The sequence below is a fragment of the Dyella marensis genome (genome assembly GCF_900112865.1).
In the GTDB taxonomy this organism is placed as follows: domain Bacteria; phylum Pseudomonadota; class Gammaproteobacteria; order Xanthomonadales; family Rhodanobacteraceae; genus Dyella_D; species Dyella_D marensis_A.
Genome location: NZ_FONH01000004.1, coordinates 25692 through 44888, shown reverse-complemented (window position 1 = coordinate 44888; position 19197 = coordinate 25692). Strand labels below are relative to the sequence as shown.

Genomic DNA, 19197 nt, shown 5'->3' with positions numbered 1-19197 from the left:
GGCCCTCCCCGTCGCCGGAGAGGGCCGCGCGTGCGACAGCAAGTTTCGATCAGTGGCCGGCGGTCGAGGACGAAGCCGGTTCGGCGGTCTTCTTGTGGCCTTTCTTGTGGTGCGGCTTGGCGCCGGTGTCGGACTTCATCGAGTCGCCGGAGCTCATCGAATCGCTCGACTTCATCGAGTCGTTGGACTTCATCGAGTCCTTTTTCATCTGCGTGTCGGACTTCATCGAGGTCGACGAAGCGGCGGGGGTGGTTTCCTGCGCGCTGGCCTGGCCGATGCCTGCAGCGAGAGCGAGTGCGATGGAAAGACCGAGGACGGCGTTACGGGAAACTTTCATGGATGCGTTCTCCTTCAGTAGTGAGTTTCTGCGGCCAGGAGCCGCGCTTCCCCAAACTTTCAAGAACAGCTCTGCGACATAAAGAGCCGGGGCGGCCCCCTCCCGGGCCGCCCCGGCGGTACCGCCACCGGCGAACCGGCGGCGGACACGCTGCGTCAGGCGGTACACAACGTTTCCGCCACGACGCCGCGGCAGCGCCCCCTCCTGCGCCGCCGACCCGGCAAGCCTATCTCGCTGGCCCGCGCGACCTTCGCCAGGGAAAACCGCGCCGTTCAGCGTCAATACCGTCTCGCCCGCTTCGCGTGAATGCCGTGTTGCGATGCCTCAGAGCGCGGTTCTTGCGTTCACTGCGGCATCACCCGGCCGTCAGCTGCGGTGCGATGCGCTTCAGCGTGCTTTGCGCCGTGACGCGACGTCGCGAGCATGCGCGCCGCGCACGCCGCGCGTTGCGTCGCACCAGGGAAACGAAAGTTCGTACGGCTGTCGCGAAACTGACGATCTGCCGAAAAATCTCAGCGCGATTGCAACAGGCGGCCGCCCATCGCGGCATTGATGCCGATCACCAGCACCACCGCGAGCGCATGCGTCAGCAAATCGCTGGCCGCGGCATCGAACTCGTGGCAGATCTCCAGCAGGCTTGCCGAGGCGGCGGCGCTGGCCAGGCCGATCAGCATCGCGGTGAGCACCGGCCGCAGCGGGCAGGCGCGGCGCAGCAGCCAGATCAGCAGCGCCGACAGCGGCACCGAGAAGGCCAGGATGAATTGCAGGCAGCCGATCGGCTGGTGCGGTCCCGCCACCACCGTGCCCGGGGCGACCCAGTCGCGCAGACAGCCCAGTCCGCTGGCGCCGACCCACAGCAGCGCCGGCGCCAGCGGCAGCCAGGCCCAGCGTGGGCTGCGCCCGGGCACGCCCAGGGTGAAGGCCGCCCAGGCGGCGGTGATCGCGGTCAGCACCGCGCCGACGCCGGCCCAGGCCAGGTCCGGCGTGCCCGCCCAGCGCCGCAGCATGCCCTCGGGGCCGTAATGCGCGAACAGCGCCGCGGCGATGGCGGCCACCACCAGCAGCCACCCGGCCGCGCGCCGCCACGGCGGCGGCAGCCGGCGCACCGGCGCCAGCTCGGCGCCGAGCGCGTCGATCAGGGCGTGGTGGTTGCGTGGGTCGGACATGGCGATCAGGAATCTCCGTGGATACGGTTGCGCAGCGCCTTCAGCGCGCGATGCAGGTTGACCTTCAGCGCGCCGGCGTTGCGGCCGGTGTGCTGCGCCGCCTCGGCGAGCGAGCGTTCGCGCAGGGCCAGCTGTTCCACCGCTTCGCGCTGGCCGGGCGGCAGCGTGGCGATCGCCGCATGCAGGCGCCGCGCGGCCTGCTCGCGCTCGGTATCGAGCGTGGCGTCGGCATGGTCGGTCTGCATGTCGAGAACCTGCTCGTCGTGCAGCTCGCGGCGGTCGCGGCGGCCGTGGCTGCGCAGCGCGTCGATCGCGCGGCGCGAGGCGATGGCGGTGATCCAGGCGTCGTACGAGCGCGAAGGATCGTAGGTATGACGCACGCGATGCACGGTGAGCAGGGTCTCCTGCACCACGTCGTCGATGTTGTCGATCGGCACGCCCTGCCGGCGCGCGGCGGCGCGGATCAGCGGCAGCGAATCGGCCAGCACGCGCTCGTAGGCGCGGCGGTCGCCCGCCTGCGCCGCAGCCATCCACGCCGCTCGGCGCCGGTCGGCTTCGTGCTGGTCGCTGGCGGTGGTGGCGGACAAGGCGGCGCGTGAATCCGGACGGCGGAATACGCCATCTAGACCCAAGGCGCCGTCCGCGGTCAAGCTCGCATGCATGGCCGGCTCGCGGCAGGGGTTCGAGCGTTCTTCGCAGGACGCGGGTCCAGGGTTACCCGCGGCGAAGATTTTCTGCGCGAGGTAACTCCCTGCCGTCCCGCTCCGAATAGCCCATCAACCTGCTCCTGGATTCGCCTCCATGCTCGTACTGATCCTTGCCTACCTCGGCGGCGTGCTGACCATCCTCAGCCCCTGCATCCTGCCGGTGCTGCCGTTCGTGTTCGCCCGCGCCGACCGTCCGTTCCTGCGCAACGGCCTGCCGATGCTGCTGGGCATGGCGCTGACCTTCGCCCTGGTCGCCACGCTGGCGGCGGTGGGCGGCGGCTGGGCGGTGCGGGCCAACCAATACGGGCGTTGGGTGGCCTTGATCGTGCTGGCGCTGCTCGGGCTGACCCTGCTGTCGTCGCGCATCGCGGACTGGATCGCGCGACCGTTCGTGGCCCTGGGCAATCGCCTCACGCAACGCGCGGAAAGCGACCAAGGCTCGGCGCTGTCCGCCGCGGGCCTCGGCATCGCCACCGGCCTGCTGTGGGCGCCCTGCGCCGGGCCGATCCTGGGCCTGCTGCTGACCGGCGCCGCGCTCAACGGCGCCAGCGTGCAGACCACCCTGCTGCTGCTCACCTACGCCGCCGGTGCGGCGACCTCGCTGGCGCTGGCGCTGCTGGTCGGCGGCAAAGTGTTCGCGCTGATGAAGCGTTCGCTCGGCGCGGGCGAATGGGTGCGCCGCGTGCTCGGCGTGCTGGTGCTGGCCGGCGTGGCGGCGATCGCGCTGGGCCTGGATACCGGCCTGCTCACCCGCGTCTCGCTGGCCAGCACCGGCGGCATCGAGCAGCGCCTGGTCGATGCGGTGACGCCGCCGCCCGCGCCGCAGCCGGAGCGCAAGGCCGGCGAAGCGCTGCCGGTCGAAGGCCAGCTGCCGTCGCTGGCCGGTGCCACCGCGTGGATCAACAGCACGCCGCTGACCGCCGCTTCGCTGCGCGGCAAGGTGGTGCTGGTCGATTTCTGGACCTATTCCTGCATCAACTGCATCCGCGCCCTGCCCTACGTGCGCGCCTGGGCCGACAAGTACAAGGACCACGGCCTGGTGATACTCGGCGTGCACGCGCCGGAATTCGCCTTCGAGAAGGACCTGGGCAACGTGCGGCGCGCGGTGCAGGACCTGGGCGTGAACTATCCGGTCGCGCTCGATAACGACTATGCGATCTGGCAGGGCTTCAACAACCGCTACTGGCCCGCGCATTACTTCATCGACACGCAGGGCCGCATCCGCCACCACCATTTCGGCGAAGGCGGCTATGCGCAGAGCGAGGACGTGATCCGCCAGCTGCTCACCGAGGCCGGCCAGAAGGATCTTCCCGGCGGCTACGTGCAGCCGGACGCGAAGGGCGCCGAGGCCGCCGATTCGCAGGCTGCCGACCGCTCGCCGGAAACCTACGTCGGCTATGCGCGCGCGCAGAACTTCGTCGGCGGCCCGCTGATCCGCAACGACCGCGAGACTTACCGCGTGCCCGCCACGCTGCGCGCCAACCAGTGGTCGTTCGACGGCGCCTGGACCGTGGGCTCCGAAGATGCGCGGCTCGATGCCGCCGGCGGCCGCATCGTCTACCGCTTCCGCGGCCGCGACCTGCACCTGGTGCTCGGCCCCGGTGCCGACGGCAAGCCGGTGCGCTTCCGCGTGCGCATCGACGGCAAGGCGCCCGGCGCCGACCACGGCATGGATACCGACGCCGGCGGCAACGGCACGGTGACCACGCAGCGCCTGTACCAGCTGGTGCGCCAGGCGCAGGGCACCGGCGAGCGGCAGTTCGAGATCGAATTCCTCGACCCGGACGTGCGCGCCTACGCCTTCACTTTCGGTTGATGCGCCCGCAAGTGCGCAGCGCAAAGTCCCTCTCCCTCCGGCGACCCGAAGGTAGTCCCCGTGGGAGAGAGGGGTTGGGGTGAGGGTACGGCCGAAGTGGTGCGCTCCACTCCGCCCGAACCCTCATCCGCCTGCCGGCACCTTCTCCCGGAGGGAGAAGGAATTGGATCTGGAGACTGAGGAAATACACCGACGCCCACTGATGTCGGACCGATCAGTACTCAACGCAGAGGCTCCCATGAACACCCGCTCTATCCGCAACGTCCAGAACGAACAGCGCCGCTCGTTCCTGCGCATCCTCGCGCTAGGTGGTGCCGGCGTCGCAGCTACCGCGCTGCTATGGCCCCGCGGCGCATCGCCCCTCGCTACCGCGTCCGCCGCAGCGCCTACCGCCGTCAAAGACCTGATCCTCGAATGCTTCGCCGACGCCGACGGCCGCCACCTCGGCCCTTGCCACGTGCAGAAGCTGGTACTGACCGACACGCAATGGCGCCAGCGGCTTTCCGCCGATGCGTTCGACGTGATGCGCCGCGAAGCGACCGAGCGTCCTTTCAGCGGGCAGTACTGGAATCTGCATGCAAAAGGCCTGTTCCGCTGCCCCGGCTGCGACACCGCGCTGTTCGACGCATCCACCAAGTTCGACTCCGGCACCGGCTGGCCGAGCTTCTGGCAGCCGATCGCAAAGGCGAACATCGTCGAGAGCAACGACTACAGCCTGGGCATGGTGCGCACGAAAGTGAGCTGCGCCGGATGCGACAGCCATCTGGGGCATGTGTTCACGGACGGACCGCGACCGACGGGGTTGCGCTACTGCATGAATTCGGTGGCGCTGCGGTTTGTGCCGCGAGGTGCCTGACCAGCCGCGTAGGTTGGGGTGAGCCGCAGGCGAACCCCAACATCCGGGTGCACGGCAATGTTGGGGTTCGCCTGCGGCTCACCCCAACCTACGTTCTGCGGTACGGCGCGAGCAGCGCCGGATCTTCGAACAGCCCGCAGGGCAGCAGATAACGCGGGTCGCGTCCCGCCGCCAGCAGTTCGCGAATGCGCGTGGCGGAAATCTCCAGCGGCGTCACCGCCAGTTCGATCACGCAGCCGGCCGGGTGCGCGTGCAGTTCGGCCACATCGTCGGTACGACGTGCCTCGATCTCCGTCCACAGCGTATGCGGCAATTCCGGCTCGACGCCGGGCCGACTCAACACACCCAGGTGCGCCACCTCGAACAGCTCGCGCCAGCGATGCCAACTCGGCAACCCCGCGAACGCATCCACACCTAACAACAGCACCAGCGGCCGCGCACCCACCTCAGCGCGCAACTCGCACAACGTGTCATACGTATACGACGGCCCGCCGCGCCGCAGCTCCCGCGTATCCACCGCCAAGCGGCCCTGCTTCTGCAACGCCGCGTGCAGCATCGCCACCCGCTGCTCCGCATTCGCCAGCGGTGCCGGCTTGTGCGGCGGCACATTGGCCGGCATCAGCCGCACCTCGGCGTCGAGCAGCTCGGCCGCTTCCCAGGCCACGCTCAGATGACCCAGGTGCACCGGATCGAAGGTGCCGCCGAACAGCGCCAGGGGCTTCATGCGAGCGCGCTGGCGGCCCGCGGTTCGGCGATGGCGGCGATCAGGCGTTCCGCCTCCAGCCAGGCATCGCCGGCCTCGCGGCCCTTGGCGATGCGGTCGATGCGCGCGGCGCGCGCCAGGCACTGCAACCAGTGCTCGCGCGGCGCGCGGCGCAGCGCCTTGCGGAACAGCTGCTCGCGCGCCGGCCACAGGCGCTCGGCGCGGGCCTGCGCGGCGAAATCGCGCGCATTGGCCAGGCGCAGCGCCAGCTGCAATTGATTGACCAGCCAGCCCATCAGCGCGATCAGCTCGTCGCCCTCGGCGCGCAGGCCGGCCAGGATGTGCAGCGCGCGGCCGCCGTCGCCGGCGAAGGCCGCGTCGGTGAGCTTGAAGGCGTCGTAGCGCGCGCTGTCGGCGACCAGGTGTTCCATCTCGGTCGCGTCGATGCGAGCGCCACCGCCCTCGCCGCGCAGCACGGCGAGCTTGTCGATCTCCTGCGCGGCGGCGAGCAGGTTGCCCTCCACGCGCTCGGCCAGCAGCGCGGCGGCGTCCGGCGTGGCGCTGAGGCCGCGCGAGGCCAGCCGTGCGCCGACCCAGGCCGCCCATTCGTGCGGCTTGGGCGCGTTGAACACCACCAGCGCGCCGGCGGCATCCAGGTTCCTGGTCCACGCGCCCTCGTGCTTGCTGCTCCACTCGATCGCGGTGATCAGCAGGGTGACGTCCGGCGGCGGGTTCGCGCAGAACTCGTTGATCGCCTTGGCGCCCTCGGTGCCGGGGCGGCCGGTGGGCAGGCGCAGGTCGAGCAGGCGGCGCGTGGCGAACAGCGACATGCCGGCGGCCGAGCGCGCCAGGTCGTCCCAGTCGAAATGATTGCCGACGTCGAGCACTTCGCGCTCGGTGTAGCCGAGGCGGCGCGCCTGCGCACGCAGCGCGTCGGCGGCTTCCAGCACCAGCAGTTCCTCGCCGGCCAGCAGGTACACCGGACGCAGGCTGTCGCCAGCCAGCGCCTTCTGCCACTGCGTGGAATTGAGCGGCATGGGCTCAGTGCGCGGAGGAAGACGCCGCGGCCGGCGCCACCGCGCCGCCGCCGTGCTTCTGCAGCGCCTGCAGGCGGAACAGGATGGACTGCACCATGTCGTCGTTGAGGCTGCGCTGGATCTCTTCCACCTGGGCCGTGGTGCCGATGGTATTGGTGGCGTCGTAGCTGAATTCGCGCGACATGCTGATGTTCTGCAGCGGCAGCAGCACCTGGCCGGCGCCGTCGTTCAACTGGAACTGCACCTGGTAGCGCACCGCGTATTCGGTGACGCGCGCATAGCCGCTCACGGTGAGCGTCTCGGTGCTGAAAGCCGCCTGCGGGACGCGCAGCTCGGCGATGCCGGGGCCGGGCTTGTCTTCCACCGTCACGCCGGAAGCTTCCAGCGCGCGGGCGAGGTCGCGCTGCAGGTCGATGCCGCCGTTCACCGTCAGGTGCACGTGCTGCATCGCGGACGGCAGCGCCGCGCTCTGGCGGAGATGAAAGCCGCACGCCGTGAGCGCGAGGGCGGACACCAGCAACAACGAAGCTTTGAACATGCGGCTCATGGATTTCATCCTGCGACGATGTTGACGATCTTGCCCGGGACCACGATCACCTTGCGTACGCTCTGGCCTTCCATGAACGCGATCACGTTCGGGTGCGCCAGGGCCAGCTGCTCGGCCTGCTCCTTCGAGGCGCCGGCGGCGATCTCGATGGTACCGCGCAACTTGCCGTTGACCTGTACCGCCAGGGTCAGCGAATCGCGCACCAGCGCGGCTTCGTCCGCCTTCGGCCAGGGCTGGTCTTCCAGCACCTCGGCCGGGTGGCCCAGCACCTGCCACAGCGCGTGGCTGACGTGCGGCACCACCGGGTTGAGCAGCAGCACCATCGCCTCCAGCGCCTCGTGACGCACGGCGCGGCCCTGCTCGCTGTGGTCGTCGAACTTGCCCAGGGCGTTCAGCAGTTCCATCAGCGCGGCGATGGCGGTGTTGAACGAGTGGCGGCGGCCGACGTCGTCGCCGACCTTCTGGATGGTCTCGTGCAGCTGGCGGCGCAGCGCCTTCTGGCCGGCGTCCAGCGCGGCCGGGTCGACCACGGCGTGGTCAGGACCCGCGGCGTGCGTGGTCACCTCGCGCCAGAAGCGGCGCAGGAAGCGCGCCATGCCTTCCACGCCGGCCTCGCTCCATTCCAGCGACTGCTCCGGCGGCGCGGCGAACATCGAGAACAGGCGCACCGTGTCGGCGCCGAACTTCTCCACCATCGCCTGCGGGTCGATGCCGTTGTTCTTGGACTTGGACATCTTCTCGGTGCCGCCGATCCTCACCGGCTGGCCATCGCTCTTCAGCACCGCGCCGACCACGCGCGCTTTCTCGTCGCGCTGGATTTCCACGTCGGCGGGATTGATCCAGTCCTTCGAGCCGTCGGCGTTGTCGCGATAGAACGTCTCGGCGATCACCATGCCCTGGCACAGCAGGTTGGTGGCCGGCTCGTCGGCCTGCACCAGGCCCGCGTCGCGCATCAGCTTGTGATAGAAGCGGAAGTACAGCAGGTGCAGGATGGCGTGCTCGATGCCGCCGATGTACTGGTCCACCGGCAGCCAGTAATTGGCGCGCTCATCGACCTGCGCATCGGCGCCGGGGCTGGTGTAGCGCGCGTAGTACCAGCTCGACTCCATGAAAGTGTCGAAGGTGTCGGTCTCGCGCTCGGCCGGGCCGCCGCACTGCGGGCAGGTGGTCTTGCGCCACTCGGGGTCGGCCTTGATCGGCGACTGCACGCCGGAGAACGCGACGTCTTCCGGCAGCACCACCGGCAGTTGGTCTTCCGGCACCGGCACCGCCTCGCACTTCGAGCAGTAGATCACCGGGATCGGGCAGCCCCAGTAGCGCTGGCGGCTGACGCCCCAGTCGCGCAGGCGCCAGTTGACGCGGCGCTGGCCCTTGCCCTCGCCTTCCAGCGTGGCGGCGAGGTAATCGAAGGCCTCGCGGTAGTTCTTGCCGTCCAGCGCGCCGGAGTGGACCACGCGCATGTCGGCGCGGGTCTTGTCGGAGTACCACTCCTGCCACTTGTCCGGATCGTAGGTCTCGTCGCCGGCGGCGATCACCTGCCTGATCGGCAGGTCGTACTTGTGCGCGAACTCGAAGTCGCGCTCGTCATGCCCGGGCACCGCCATCACCGCGCCGGTGCCGTAGCCCATCAGCACGAAGTTGGCGACCCACACCGGCAGCTTCTCGCCGGTGATCGGGTGGATGGCGGACAAGCCGGTGGCCATGCCGCGCTTTTCCTGCGTCTCCAGTTCCGCCTCGGACACGCCGCCATGGCGCAGTTCGTCCAGGAAGGAAGCCAGCCCGGTATTGCCCTGCGCGGCCTTCAGCGCCAGCGGATGCTCGCCGGCGATGGAGACGAAGGTGGCGCCCATCAGCGTGTCGGGACGCGTGGTGAACACGGTCAGCGGCTCGGCCTCGCCCTCGACGGCGAAGTGGATCTCCAGGCCTTCGGAGCGACCGATCCAGTTGCGCTGCATGGTCTTCACCGCGTCGGGCCAGCCCGGCAGCGTGTCCAGGCCGTCCAGCAGTTCCTGCGCGTAGTCGGTGATCTTGAGGAACCACTGCGGGATCTCGCGCTTCTCGACCAGGGCGCCGGAGCGCCAGCCGCGGCCGTCGACCACCTGCTCGTTGGCCAGCACGGTCTGGTCGACCGGGTCCCAGTTCACCACCGCGTTCTTGCGGTAGGCCAGGCCCTTCTTCATCAGCCGGGTGAACATCAGCTGTTCCCAGCGGTAGTACTCCGGGCGGCAGGTGGCGAACTCGCGCGTCCAGTCGTAGGCAAAACCCATGCGCTGCAGCTGGCCGCGCATGTGCTCGATGTTCTGGTAAGTCCACTTGGCCGGCGCGGTCTTGTTCTTGATCGCGGCGTTCTCGGCCGGCAGGCCGAACGCGTCCCAGCCCATCGGCTGCAGCACGTTCTTGCCGTTCATGCGCTGGAAGCGGCTGATCACGTCGCCGATGGTGTAGTTGCGCACGTGGCCCATGTGCAGGGCGCCGGAGGGGTACGGCAGCATCGAGAGGCAGTAGAACTTCGGGCGCGAAGGATCTTCCTTCACCTCGTAGGCGCGCTGCTCGCGCCAGTACTGCTGCGCGGCGGCCTCCACCGCCTGCGCCCGATAACTGTGCTCACCGGCCTGCTCGCTGGCCTGGTCGGTGCTGCCCTGTGCTGCTTGGTTGTCCTGCATGTGTCCGGCGCCTGAACTCGTTTGCGGCAGCTCGAGCCGGAGTCCGCCGGCGGCTGCGGGTGAACGCGGCAGACTAGCAGATGCGAGGGTGCCCGGGGACCGGGGAGCGGGCGCGGACCCGCCCTCCGGCCATGTCGCGCTCAGCCCGCCGGACAGTCCGCGGCCTGGCCCGCGGCCACCGCCTGCGCCGCCGTGGCGATCTGCGCGGCCAGGCCGTCCAGCGCCCGCTGGTGGCCCTGCACCAGGGCCGCATAGCCCTGGCCCACGCTCTCCTGCACGCGGCTGGTGCAGGAGACCGGCGTGCCGCCCTTGAGCGGCCGCACGCTCCATGCCGCATCGAGCAGCGCATAGCTGCCCGGCACCGAGTCGAAGCGGCGCAGGTCGACCTTGATGCGCAGCACCGGCCTGGCGCCGGCCGGCAGGCCGCTCACGTCCTGGGTGTGCAGCTGGCGCGCCAGGTCGGCCGACAGCGCGCCGCGCACCTCGTCGCCCAGCGGGGCGATCCAGCGTTCGCCGTCCAGCACCGCCACGCCCTGCCCGCCCTGGCGCACCACCAGCTGCGGCTGGTCGACCTGGGCCGGCACACCGACCGGCAGCAGTTCGAACTGGAACGGCGCGGCGGACGGCGTGATGGCGGATTGCGTCGCGGTCGGCGCGTAGGCATCCGCTGCCGGCACCAGCGTGTAGTAGCGCACCGGCGCCGAGCCGCCGCAGGCGGCCAGCACCAGCGCGCCGCCGAGGATGATGGCGAGATGTCCGATGCGGATCATGGCTTGCTCCCTTCTTGCGTCGACGTCGGGGCCGGCGGCGCGTTGCGTTCCGGCGGGGCATCCGCCCGGCGGCCACGCAGCAGCGCGTCCGGATGGGCGCCGAGGTAATCGGTCAGCACGCGCAGCGAGCGCACCGTGCGCTGCATCTCCTGCACGGTGCCGCCCAGGTTCTGCTGCAGCGGGGAATCCGCCGACAGCGCGTTGTTGGCGTTGCCCAGGGTCTGCTGCGCGCCCTGCAGCGTGGTCTTGAACTCCGGCAGCACGTCGTCGTTGACCTTCTTCAGCGTGCGATTGAGCTCGGCCAGGGTCGCGTTGGCGTTCTGGCCGATGCTGTCGAACGGGATCTTCTGGATCTTGTCGACGATCTCCGCCAGCTGCTCCTGCAGCTTGTCGAAGCTGCCCGGCACGGTCGGGATCTCCAGCGGCTTCACCATCGGGTCGTACGGCACCTTCGGCGCCTTCGGCACGAAGTCCAGCGCGATGTAGAGCTGGCCGGTGAGCAGGTTGCCCGAGCGTGCCTGCGCGCGCAGGCCGTGCTCGATCAGGCGGCCCATCATCTGCGACAGCTGCGCGTCGTCGCCGCGCGCCTTCGCCAGCGCCACCAGCTTGTCGTGCGCGCGGCCGAGCCGCTGCGGATAGACCACCGCACCGACGATCACCGGGAAGGTCTGGGTCTTCTCGTCGAAGTCCAGGTTGATCGAGACCACGCGACCGAACGGCACGCCGAGGAATTCCACCGGCGCATCCACCTTCAAGCCGCGCAGCGATTGGTCGAAGCGCATGCGGATATAGCGCGGCTCGCCGTCCGGCGGCGCCATCGCGGTGGCCTGTTCGCCGAACAGGCGGAATTCCGCGCCCTGCTCGGCCGGCGTCTCGTCGTGCGGGCCCAGCGGTGCGCCGAAAGCCACGCCGCCGGCCAGCACGGTCGCCAGCGACTGCGTGTTGAGCTTGACGCCGTCGGCGCCGATCGACACGTCCACGCCGCTGGCATTCCAGAAACGCGTGGACTTGCTGACGAACTCGTCGTTGGGCCCGTCGACGAAGATCTGCAGGCTCACGCCCTTGCCGTCCTTGTCCAGCTGGTAGGTGACCACGCGGCCGACCTGGATGCGGCGGTAGTAGACCGGCGAGCCGATATCCAGCGAGCCGAGGTCGTCGGTGTGCAGCTTGAAGGTCTTGCCCGGCGCGCCGTGGGTCACCGCGGGCGGTTCCTCCAGGCCGGTGAATTCGTCGCGCGATTCCTTCGACTCGCCCACGTCCGCGCCGATGAAGGCGCCGGACAGCAGTGTATCGATGCCGGACACGCCCCCTAAGCCGATGCGCGGGCGCACCACCCAGAAGCGCGTGTCGGCGGTGGCGAAGCCCTCGGCGCTCTTTTCCAGCGAGACCTTGGCGGTGACATGGCTGCGGTCCTTGGCCAGGGTCACCGCGGTGACGCGGCCGATCACCACGTTCTTGTACTTCACCGGCGTCTTGCCCGGGTCCAGGCCTTCGGCGCTCTGGAAGCTGATGGTGATGGTGGGCCCGGCCTGCATCCACGCGTTGATCACCAGCGACAGGCCGACCAGCGCGGCGAGCACGGGGATCAGCCACACGAAGGAGGCGTTGATGCGCGGCTTGCGCACCACCGGTTCGGGCAGGTCGGAAGGCACTTGTTGGTCAGTCATCGGATTCCCTGCCATCCCAGATCAGCCTGGGGTCGAAACTCATCGAGGCGAACATGGTGAGGATCACCGTGAGGCCGAAGAACACCACGCCGGGCAGGGGTTCCACCAGGCTCAATACACCGAACCGCACCAGCGCCGTCAGCAGCGCCACCACGAACACGTCCAGCATCGACCAGTAGCCGATCAGCTCGACCAGCCGATAGAGCTTGGCGCGCTGCCGCCGCGCCCACGGCGTGGCGTGGCGCGAACTCCACAGCAGCAGCCCCAGCGCCAGGAATTTCAGCATCGGCACCACGATGCTGGCGGTGAAGACGATCACCGCCAGGTCCGGCGAGCCCTTCACCCACAGCTCGATCACGCCGCTCAGGATGGTGTTGTCGTCGATGTCGCCCACGCTGGCGGTGCGCATGATCGGCAGCACGTTGGCGGGGATGTACAGCATGAAGGCGGCCAGCAGCAGCGCCAGCGTGCGGCTGTAGCTGGCCTGCTTGCGCCGGTGCAGCGCCGAGTGGCAGCGCGGGCAGTGCGCGCCTTCCGCGCCGGTGTCGCGGCAGACCAGGCCGCAGACGTGGCAGCCGATCAGGCCCAGCTCGTCGGCGCGCGGCAGGTCCTGGCTCACGCGCTGCGCTCCGGCACCAGCTCCCACAGGCGGCGCAGGTCGATGCTGGCGAACACGGTGATCAGCAGGGTGAGCGCGGCGTAGGCGAAGATGCCCGGGTTGAGGATCACCTCGAAGTACACGCGCGCCTTGACGATCGCCACCAGCGCGCCGAGCACGAACACCTCGCTCATGGTCCACGGCCCCAGCCGGTACAGCGCCACCATGGCCAGGCGGAAACCCGGCGCGCGGCGGCCCTGCTGGGCGAAGAACAGCACCCAGCCCAGCAGCAGCATCTTGCCCAGCGGAAAGAAGAACAGCGTGGCGGCGGCCAGCATCGACACGATCTGCGAATGCTCGCGCCACATCATCACGATGGCGCCCCACAGCGTGGTGCTGATCATCTGCCCGCTGAGGCCGAGGGTGACGATGGGCCATACGTTGGCCTGCACGAAGACCAGCATCGCGGTGACCACCAGGGCGAACATCGCGCCCACGCCCAGGCGGTGGTGCCGCTCCAGGATGGCGTCGCAGCGCAGGCAGCGCGCAATCTCGCCGCAGCACAGCTCGCGCCGCCGGTAGACGGTGTCGCAGTGCTCGCAGATCAGCAGCGGCTGGCTATCGGCCATGAGGGGTGGTCTTAGGTGCGGCTCGTCATCCCGCGGATTCTCTCAAATCCGCGCAGCAAGCGACCACCTGCCGTTCGGGCCATTCAGCACGGGCCGGGAACGGCCTGCCGGCGCCTCTTGATATGCTCCGCGCTGCCCTGATCTGTTTCCGATTCCTCTTATCCCCCGGAGCTTCAGCCGTGACCAGCGACGCCCCCACCCATGTCTTCGACGTTGACCAGGAGAACTTCGAAGCCGAGGTGCTGCAGGCTTCGCTGACCACGCCGATCCTGATCGACTTCTGGGCGACCTGGTGCGGCCCCTGCAAGACCCTGGGGCCGCTGCTGGAGAAACTGGCGACCGCCTTCAACGGCGCGTTCCGCCTGGCCAAGGTCGACGTCGACAAGAACCAGCAGCTGGCCGGCATGTTCGGCGTGCGCAGCATTCCCACGGTGATCCTGGTGAAGGACGGCCAGATCGTCGACGGCTTCGCCGGCGCCCTGCCCGAGGGCCAGCTGCGCGAATTCCTGCAGCGCCACGTGCAGCCGCGCGAGGGCGCGACCGAAGAAGCCGAGCTCGCCCCGGCCGAAACCGCCGATGCGGCGATCGCGCGCCTGCGCGCCGAGATCGCCGCCGAGCCGGACCGCGCGGAGCTCAAGCTCGACCTGGCCCTGGCCCTGATGAAGGCCGGCCAGGCCGACGCCGCCGAAGCCGAGCTGACCAGCCTGCCCGCCAATCTCGCCACCGACGCCCGCGCCGTGCGCCTGCGCAGCCAGCTCGACCTGGCCCGCGCACTGCAGGGCGCGCCCTCGCTGGGCGAGCTGCAGCAGCGCGTGCAGGCCGATGCCGCGGACTGGCCGGCGCGCGACCTGCTCGGCGTGCGCCTGCTGCTGGAGGGCGATGCGGCCGCCGGCCTGGAGCAGTTCCTGGCCATCCTGGAGAAGGCCCGCGACTGGAACGAAGGCCAGGCCAAAAAGCGCCTGCTCGCCGCCTTCGCCACGCTCGACGACGCCGAGCTGGTCGGCAAGTACCGCCGGCGAATGGCTTCGCTGCTGTTCTGAACCAGCCCATACGGTGGCGTATGCATAGCGTAGACTGGCGTACCTTTCGCCAGTCACGCCCTCCGATGCGCGCATCCACCTTCCGCCGCCTGCTCAACCTCTGGCCGCCGTTCCTGTTCAACAGCATCCGCGTGCAGCACGTGGCGGAGGATTACTCGGAAGCGCGGGTGGTGCTGCGCCTGCGGCCGTGGAACCGCAACTACGTGCGCACCCAGTTCGGCGGCAATCTTTTTTCCATGACCGATCCGTTCTGGATGCTGCTGGTGATGCACCAGCTGGGCGGCGAGTACTTCGTGTGGGACAAGGCCGGCGCCATCGACTTCGTGGCACCGGGGCGCGCCGACGTCTATGCGCAGTTCAAGCTGGAACCGGCGGTGATCGACGAACTGCGCGCGGCCGCGGCGAATGGCGAGAAGGTGTTGCGCTGGTTCGAGACGGACGTGAAGACCGCGGATGGCGAGGTGGTGGCGAAGGTGCGCAAGCAGCTGTATGTGCGCCTGAAGCCGCGAGCCCGCGAGATGGCATAACGTCCGGCGTAGGTTGAGGTGAGCCGCAGGCGAACCCCAGCAATGCGGGGCGTTTCGTGGTGACACATGCATGTTGGGGTTCGCCTGCGGCTCACCCCAACCTACGCAGATGTTCCGGTCAGTCGTTTTCAAACCGGCGCACTTCGTCCAGCGCCGCTTCCGCGCGGCGCACGCTGTAGCCGGCCGCTTCGCGCTCCAGCACCCGCGCACCCCACACGCACCTGATCAGATGGATCGCCAGCCACGCCAGCGCGAGGCTGGCCACGCCGCTGGCGCACAGCCACAGCACCACGTCCGGATGCAGCCGCCATACATCGGCGCCCAACCCCGCGAACAGCATCAGCAGCGCGGGAATCCACACGAAGCAGCCGGTCACCAGGAATACCGGTGCCTCGATCCTGGTTTTCCATGCGCGCAATTCTGCCAGCCGCCGCTGGATCTCCAGCACCGGTGCCGCGTAATCCACCTGCTTGACCAGGTGCAGATTGCGCGCTCCGAACACGATCATCAGCACGCCGTACAGATGCACCAGCACGCCGCAGAACAGCAGGTGCGGAAACTGCCGATGCTCGAACCAGAAGTTGCCGGCGACCAGACTGAGCAAGGCGCCCGCGACGATCTGCACGATCTGGCCCACCCACAGCGGGCGCAGGCCGTGCTTCATCTTCTCCAGCCGGCTTTCGCGATGCAGCTGCAGGTTCAGTTCGTGCTGCTGCGCCAGACGACGGTCCAGCGCCTGCCAGCTCTGCTTGAGATCATCCAGTTCCATCGTCATGCCTCCGCGGCGACCATGCGGTCGCGCAATGTCTGTTTGATGCGACCGAGCTTGGTCGCCACGTTGGTTTCGCTGATGCCGAGCACCTCGGCGATCTCGGCGTAGCTGCGGTCTTCCAGGTACAGCAGGATCAGCGCGCGGTTGAGCGGTTCGAGCTGGCCGATGAAGGCGTACAGCGCGACCAGGCGCTCGTCGCGCTCCGGCGCTTCGTCCGCACCGATGGTGTCCAGGTGATGCGGCTGCAGCGGTTCCAGCCGTCCGGCGCCGGCCGCGCTGCTGCGCACCTGCGAGATCGCCACGTTCAACGCGATGCGGTAGAGCCAGGTGGAGAAGCGGGCGCGGCGCTCGTCGTAGCCGGGAAAGGCGCGCCACAGCTGCACGCAGATTTCCTGCTCCAGGTCGCGCCGGTCCTCCGCGCCGGCGGCGTAGACGCTCGCCACCTTGGCGATCAGCCGCCGGTGTTCGCGCAATCGCTGTTCGAATACGTGCTGGTCCGGCCTGCTGCCCATGCTCGCTCCCCTGGCTCTCCCTCCATGATTCGCGCGGCCGCGAAAAAAATCACAGCCGGCCGGCGAAAGGGCCGAACGTCACGGCCGGCCCCCGCCGCCCGCCCCCTACAATGCCCGCTTCCCCGCTACCCGAGGGCCCGCCCCATGCGGCGACTGCGCATCAAACGCTATCTGTTCACCGGCCTGCTGACCTTCATCCCGCTGTGGGTGACCTGGCTGGTGTTCAAGTTCGTGCTCGGCCTGCTGGCCGGGATCGGCACGCCGCTGGTCGCGGCCTTCCTTGCCGCGACCGGGCGCGCGTCGCCGGCCCTGGGCGAAGCGCTCAACCGCGGCTGGCTGCTGTTCGTGCTGGCCCTGGTGCTGACCTTGCTGGCGCTGTACCTGCTCGGCTGGCTGGCCAACCGGGTGATCGGCCAGCGCCTGCTGGAGGCCTTCGACGGCCTGCTCGCACGCATCCCGCTGGTGCAGACCATCTACGGCGGCACCAAGAAGCTGATGGCGGTGCTGCAGCAGAAGCCCTCGGGCGTGCAGCGCGTGGTGCTGATCGACTTCCCGCGCAAGGGCATGAAGGTGGTCGGCTTCGTCACCCGCGTGATGACCGAGCAAGGCAGCGGCCGCGAGATGGCCGCGGTGTACATCCCCACCACACCCAACCCTACCGGCGGCTATCTCGAAGTGGTGCCGGTGGACGAGCTGACGCCGACCGACTGGACCATGGACCAGGCCATGGCCTTCATTATTTCCGGCGGCGCGGTGGCGCCCGATACCCTGCCGGCTTCGCCCGCTACGTTGTCGCACCCCCAGGACCGCACATGAACCGACTGCTGTTCGCCGCCCTGCTCGTCACCTCCGCGAGCTTCGCCCATGCCGCCGACTGGACCACGCCCGCCGAGGCCGCGCACTTCCGCACCACGCCCAGCTATGCGGACACGCTGGCGTATCTGCGCAAGCTCGCCGAGGCGGCGCCCGGCAAGTTGAAAGTGGAAAGCTTCGGCACCTCGCCGCAGGGCCGTCCGATGACGGTGGTGATCGCCAGCGGCGACGGCACGTTCACGCCGGAAGCCGCGCGCAAGGCGGGCAAGCCGGTGGTGCTGGTGCAGGCCGGCATCCATCCCGGCGAGATCGAGGGCAAGGACGCCGGCCTGATGCTGCTGCGCGATTTCGCCGTGACCGGCAAGCTGCCGCACCTGCTGGATCATGCGGTGCTGGTGTTCATTCCGGTGTTCAGCGTGGACGGCCACGAGAACGCCAGCCCCTATCACCGCATCAACCAGAACGGCCCGGACCGCATGGGCTTCCGCGGCCAGTCGCAGTACCTCAACCTCAACCGCGACTACGTCAAGGCCGATGCGCCGGAAATGCGCGACTGGCTGAAACTGTGGCAGCGCTGGCAGCCCGACCTGCTGATGGATATCCACACCACCGACGGCGCGGATTACCAGTACGACCTCACCTGGTATCTGGAAGACCCGCACAAGCTCGATGCCGGGGTCAGCGCGTGGCAACAGCATCTGCTCAACGACAAGGTGATTCCCGCCTACGAACAGCGCGGCCACCTCGCCTCGATCTACCTGGAATTCAAGGACGGCCGCGATCCGCGCAAGGGCATCGTCAACTTCGGCTCCGGCCCGCGCTTCTCCACCGGCTACGCGGCGCTGCAGAACCGCCCGGCGCTGCTGGTGGAGACGCACATGCTGAAGAGCTACGAAGTGCGCGTGCGCGGCACCTACGACCTGGTCGCGCTGATGCTGGAGCAGGCCGGCGCGGACGCGGCGAACCTGATCGCGATCAACCGCAAGGCGGACGCGGCAGTGGTGGCGCGTGCGCGCGACCCGAAGGCGGAAGTCGCGCTGAGCTTCAAGGACGATCCGGCGCCGACGCCATTCAAGTTCAAGGGCTACGAGTTCAGCCTCACGCATAGCGATGTGTCCAACAGCGAGTGGATCCGCTACGACCCGTCGAAGCCGCGCACCTACGACATCCAGAACTGGAACGGCCTGCTGCCCGATACCGCCATCGCGCCACCGGCCGCGTACGTGGTGCCCGCGCAGTGGACGCAGGTGATCGAGAAGCTCGACGAACACGGCATCGCCTACCGCCGCCTGGCCAGGCCGGCGAAGCTCAAGGTGCAGGCTTACCAGCTGGACAAGCCGCAGTGGGCGAACAAGCCGTTCGAAGGCCATCTGATGCTGCGCGATTTCGCCCAGTCCGCCACCGCGCGCGAGGTCGAGCTGCCGGCCGGTTCGGTCATCGTGCCGATGGACCAGCGCACGGCCAATGTGGCGATCGAGCTGCTCGAGCCGCAGGCGCCGGACTCGCTGCTGCGCTGGGGCTTCCTCGACGCGGTGTTCGAGCCGAAGGAATACGGCGAGCCGCGCGTGCTGGAGCAGTTGGCGCGCGACATGCTGGCGAAGGATCCTGCGCTGAAGGCCGCCTTCGACAAGAAGCTCCACGAGGACGCCGCCTTCGCCGCCAGCCCCTCGCAGCGGCTGTTCTTCTTCTTCGAGCGCTCGCCCTGGTACACGGCTCAGGATGTCGGGCTGTACCCCGTGTACCGGATCGACGCGGCCAGTTTGCAGGGCCTGGCCCGGTAAGGGCCAACGTAGGTTGGGGTGAGCCGCAGGCGAACCCCAACGGGAGCCCGGCCGTGCGGGCTGTTGGGGTTCGCCTGCGGCTCACCCCAACCTACACCGGCTCAACGCATGCAGCCTGACATCCCCGCCCCTGACCTTTGACACTGGGCCGGACCGTGACCTTTGACCTAGCTTCGAGGGTCGCGGCCGTGACAGGGGATACCCGCGGTACCGGCCGTACCGGCATTTTCCGCCCCGCGGGGGCGCCATTCGTATG

General features: G+C 69.0%; 19 protein-coding genes. 6 read left to right on the top strand and 13 right to left on the bottom strand.

Translation table 11 applies throughout. The features are described 5' to 3' along the window. Nucleotides 1-49: 49 nt before the first annotated feature. The 3 genes from BM172_RS22140 to BM172_RS08090 all read right to left on the bottom strand — a co-directional run bounded on the left by BM172_RS22140 (nucleotide 50) and on the right by BM172_RS08090 (nucleotide 2033). Nucleotides 50-337, bottom strand: a complete 288-nt coding sequence (locus BM172_RS22140; protein WP_143096484.1) for a hypothetical protein — start codon at nucleotides 335-337, stop codon at nucleotides 50-52. A gap of 512 nt (nucleotides 338-849) precedes the next feature. Beyond that, nucleotides 850-1503, bottom strand: a complete 654-nt coding sequence (locus BM172_RS08095) for an NrsF family protein (RefSeq protein WP_026635209.1) — start codon at nucleotides 1501-1503, stop codon at nucleotides 850-852. A gap of 5 nt (nucleotides 1504-1508) precedes the next feature. Beyond that, entirely contained in the window at nucleotides 1509-2033 is a 525-nt protein-coding gene (locus BM172_RS08090) for a sigma-70 family RNA polymerase sigma factor (protein ID WP_035323363.1), read from the bottom strand. Between the two features lie 271 nt (nucleotides 2034-2304). On the opposite strand from BM172_RS08090, the gene BM172_RS08085 reads away from it, so the two are divergent. Both BM172_RS08085 and msrB read left to right on the top strand, forming a co-directional pair. Further along, nucleotides 2305-4026, top strand: a complete 1722-nt coding sequence (locus BM172_RS08085) for a cytochrome c biogenesis protein DipZ (protein WP_026635207.1) — start codon at nucleotides 2305-2307, stop codon at nucleotides 4024-4026. Nucleotides 4027-4189: 163 nt separating this feature from the next. Continuing rightward, entirely contained in the window at nucleotides 4190-4882 is a 693-nt protein-coding gene (gene msrB, locus BM172_RS08080) for a peptide-methionine (R)-S-oxide reductase MsrB (protein ID WP_231504194.1), read from the top strand. Between the two features lie 88 nt (nucleotides 4883-4970). On the opposite strand, the gene nadD is transcribed toward msrB, so the two are convergent. From nadD to BM172_RS08040, 8 genes are all read right to left on the bottom strand, one after another. Then, complete coding sequence (gene nadD, locus BM172_RS08075; RefSeq protein ID WP_026635205.1) at nucleotides 4971-5606, bottom strand: nicotinate-nucleotide adenylyltransferase; 636 nt, start codon at nucleotides 5604-5606, stop codon at nucleotides 4971-4973. Beyond that, entirely contained in the window at nucleotides 5603-6622 is a 1020-nt protein-coding gene (gene holA, locus BM172_RS08070) for a DNA polymerase III subunit delta (protein WP_026635204.1), read from the bottom strand. The genes nadD and holA overlap by 4 nt, the downstream gene beginning before the upstream one ends. Before the next feature lie 4 nt (nucleotides 6623-6626). Continuing rightward, entirely contained in the window at nucleotides 6627-7169 is a 543-nt protein-coding gene (lptE, locus tag BM172_RS08065; RefSeq protein WP_090423566.1) for an LPS-assembly lipoprotein LptE, read from the bottom strand. 5 nt (nucleotides 7170-7174) lie between these two features. Then, nucleotides 7175-9832 carry a leucine--tRNA ligase gene (leuS, locus tag BM172_RS08060; protein ID WP_026635202.1) on the bottom strand — a complete coding sequence of 886 codons (2658 nt, stop codon included), beginning with the start codon at nucleotides 9830-9832 and terminating at the stop codon, nucleotides 7175-7177. A gap of 140 nt (nucleotides 9833-9972) precedes the next feature. Further along, a complete protein-coding gene (locus BM172_RS08055; RefSeq protein WP_026635201.1) occupies nucleotides 9973-10602 on the bottom strand; it encodes a PqiC family protein in 630 nt (209 codons plus the stop codon). After that, nucleotides 10599-12269 carry a PqiB family protein gene (locus BM172_RS08050; protein ID WP_026635200.1) on the bottom strand — a complete coding sequence of 557 codons (1671 nt, stop codon included), beginning with the start codon at nucleotides 12267-12269 and terminating at the stop codon, nucleotides 10599-10601. The genes BM172_RS08055 and BM172_RS08050 overlap by 4 nt, the downstream gene beginning before the upstream one ends. Continuing rightward, nucleotides 12262-12888 (bottom strand): paraquat-inducible protein A, encoded by a 627-nt coding sequence (locus BM172_RS08045; RefSeq protein ID WP_026635199.1) that lies wholly within the window; start codon nucleotides 12886-12888, stop codon nucleotides 12262-12264. Before BM172_RS08045 ends, BM172_RS08050 begins: the two co-directional genes overlap by 8 nt. Then, complete coding sequence (locus BM172_RS08040) at nucleotides 12885-13496, bottom strand: paraquat-inducible protein A (RefSeq protein ID WP_026635198.1); 612 nt, start codon at nucleotides 13494-13496, stop codon at nucleotides 12885-12887. Before BM172_RS08040 ends, BM172_RS08045 begins: the two co-directional genes overlap by 4 nt. Nucleotides 13497-13675: 179 nt before the next feature. On the opposite strand from BM172_RS08040, the gene trxA reads away from it, so the two are divergent. Continuing rightward, nucleotides 13676-14536, top strand: a complete 861-nt coding sequence (trxA, locus tag BM172_RS08035) for a thioredoxin (RefSeq protein ID WP_026635197.1) — start codon at nucleotides 13676-13678, stop codon at nucleotides 14534-14536. Nucleotides 14537-14601: 65 nt separating this feature from the next. Continuing rightward, a complete protein-coding gene (locus BM172_RS08030) occupies nucleotides 14602-15063 on the top strand; it encodes a DUF4442 domain-containing protein (RefSeq protein WP_026635196.1) in 462 nt (153 codons plus the stop codon). A gap of 118 nt (nucleotides 15064-15181) precedes the next feature. Here BM172_RS08030 and BM172_RS08025 read toward each other — a convergent pair whose 3' ends face one another. Then, on the bottom strand, nucleotides 15182-15832 hold the full coding sequence (locus tag BM172_RS08025; RefSeq protein ID WP_026635195.1) for a hypothetical protein: 651 nt from the start codon (nucleotides 15830-15832) through the stop codon (nucleotides 15182-15184). A 2-nt stretch (nucleotides 15833-15834) separates the two neighbouring features. Further along, nucleotides 15835-16347 (bottom strand): RNA polymerase sigma factor, encoded by a 513-nt coding sequence (locus BM172_RS08020; RefSeq protein WP_026635194.1) that lies wholly within the window; start codon nucleotides 16345-16347, stop codon nucleotides 15835-15837. A gap of 144 nt (nucleotides 16348-16491) precedes the next feature. Here BM172_RS08020 and BM172_RS08015 point away from each other — a divergent pair, with 144 nt between their 5' ends. After that, nucleotides 16492-17163, top strand: coding sequence for a DUF502 domain-containing protein (locus BM172_RS08015; protein WP_026635193.1), 672 nt, complete (start codon nucleotides 16492-16494; stop codon nucleotides 17161-17163). Further along, the gene (locus BM172_RS08010) at nucleotides 17160-18941 is read left to right on the top strand and encodes a M14 family metallopeptidase (protein ID WP_026635192.1); all 1782 of its coding nucleotides are present in this window, start codon (nucleotides 17160-17162) and stop codon (nucleotides 18939-18941) included. The genes BM172_RS08015 and BM172_RS08010 overlap by 4 nt, the downstream gene beginning before the upstream one ends. Nucleotides 18942-19197: the final 256 nt, after the last annotated feature.

Excerpts from the sequence above, each read along its gene's own strand:
- BM172_RS22140 (WP_143096484.1), bottom strand. The coding sequence starts at position 337 with ATGAAAGTTTCCCGTAACGCCGTCCTCGGTCTTTCCATCGCACTCGCT.
- BM172_RS08095 (WP_026635209.1), bottom strand. The coding sequence starts at position 1,503 with ATGTCCGACCCACGCAACCACCACGCCCTGATCGACGCGCTCGGCGCC.
- BM172_RS08090 (WP_035323363.1), bottom strand. The coding sequence starts at position 2,033 with ATGGCTGCGGCGCAGGCGGGCGACCGCCGCGCCTACGAGCGCGTGCTG.
- BM172_RS08085 (WP_026635207.1), top strand. The coding sequence starts at position 2,305 with ATGCTCGTACTGATCCTTGCCTACCTCGGCGGCGTGCTGACCATCCTC.
- nadD (WP_026635205.1), bottom strand. The coding sequence starts at position 5,606 with ATGAAGCCCCTGGCGCTGTTCGGCGGCACCTTCGATCCGGTGCACCTG.
- holA (WP_026635204.1), bottom strand. The coding sequence starts at position 6,622 with ATGCCGCTCAATTCCACGCAGTGGCAGAAGGCGCTGGCTGGCGACAGC.
- lptE (WP_090423566.1), bottom strand. The coding sequence starts at position 7,169 with ATGAGCCGCATGTTCAAAGCTTCGTTGTTGCTGGTGTCCGCCCTCGCG.
- leuS (WP_026635202.1), bottom strand. The coding sequence starts at position 9,832 with ATGCAGGACAACCAAGCAGCACAGGGCAGCACCGACCAGGCCAGCGAG.
- BM172_RS08055 (WP_026635201.1), bottom strand. The coding sequence starts at position 10,602 with ATGATCCGCATCGGACATCTCGCCATCATCCTCGGCGGCGCGCTGGTG.
- BM172_RS08050 (WP_026635200.1), bottom strand. The coding sequence starts at position 12,269 with ATGACTGACCAACAAGTGCCTTCCGACCTGCCCGAACCGGTGGTGCGC.
- BM172_RS08040 (WP_026635198.1), bottom strand. The coding sequence starts at position 13,496 with ATGGCCGATAGCCAGCCGCTGCTGATCTGCGAGCACTGCGACACCGTC.
- BM172_RS08030 (WP_026635196.1), top strand. The coding sequence starts at position 14,602 with ATGCGCGCATCCACCTTCCGCCGCCTGCTCAACCTCTGGCCGCCGTTC.
- BM172_RS08025 (WP_026635195.1), bottom strand. The coding sequence starts at position 15,832 with ATGGAACTGGATGATCTCAAGCAGAGCTGGCAGGCGCTGGACCGTCGT.
- BM172_RS08020 (WP_026635194.1), bottom strand. The coding sequence starts at position 16,347 with ATGGGCAGCAGGCCGGACCAGCACGTATTCGAACAGCGATTGCGCGAA.
- BM172_RS08015 (WP_026635193.1), top strand. The coding sequence starts at position 16,492 with ATGCGGCGACTGCGCATCAAACGCTATCTGTTCACCGGCCTGCTGACC.
- BM172_RS08010 (WP_026635192.1), top strand. The coding sequence starts at position 17,160 with ATGAACCGACTGCTGTTCGCCGCCCTGCTCGTCACCTCCGCGAGCTTC.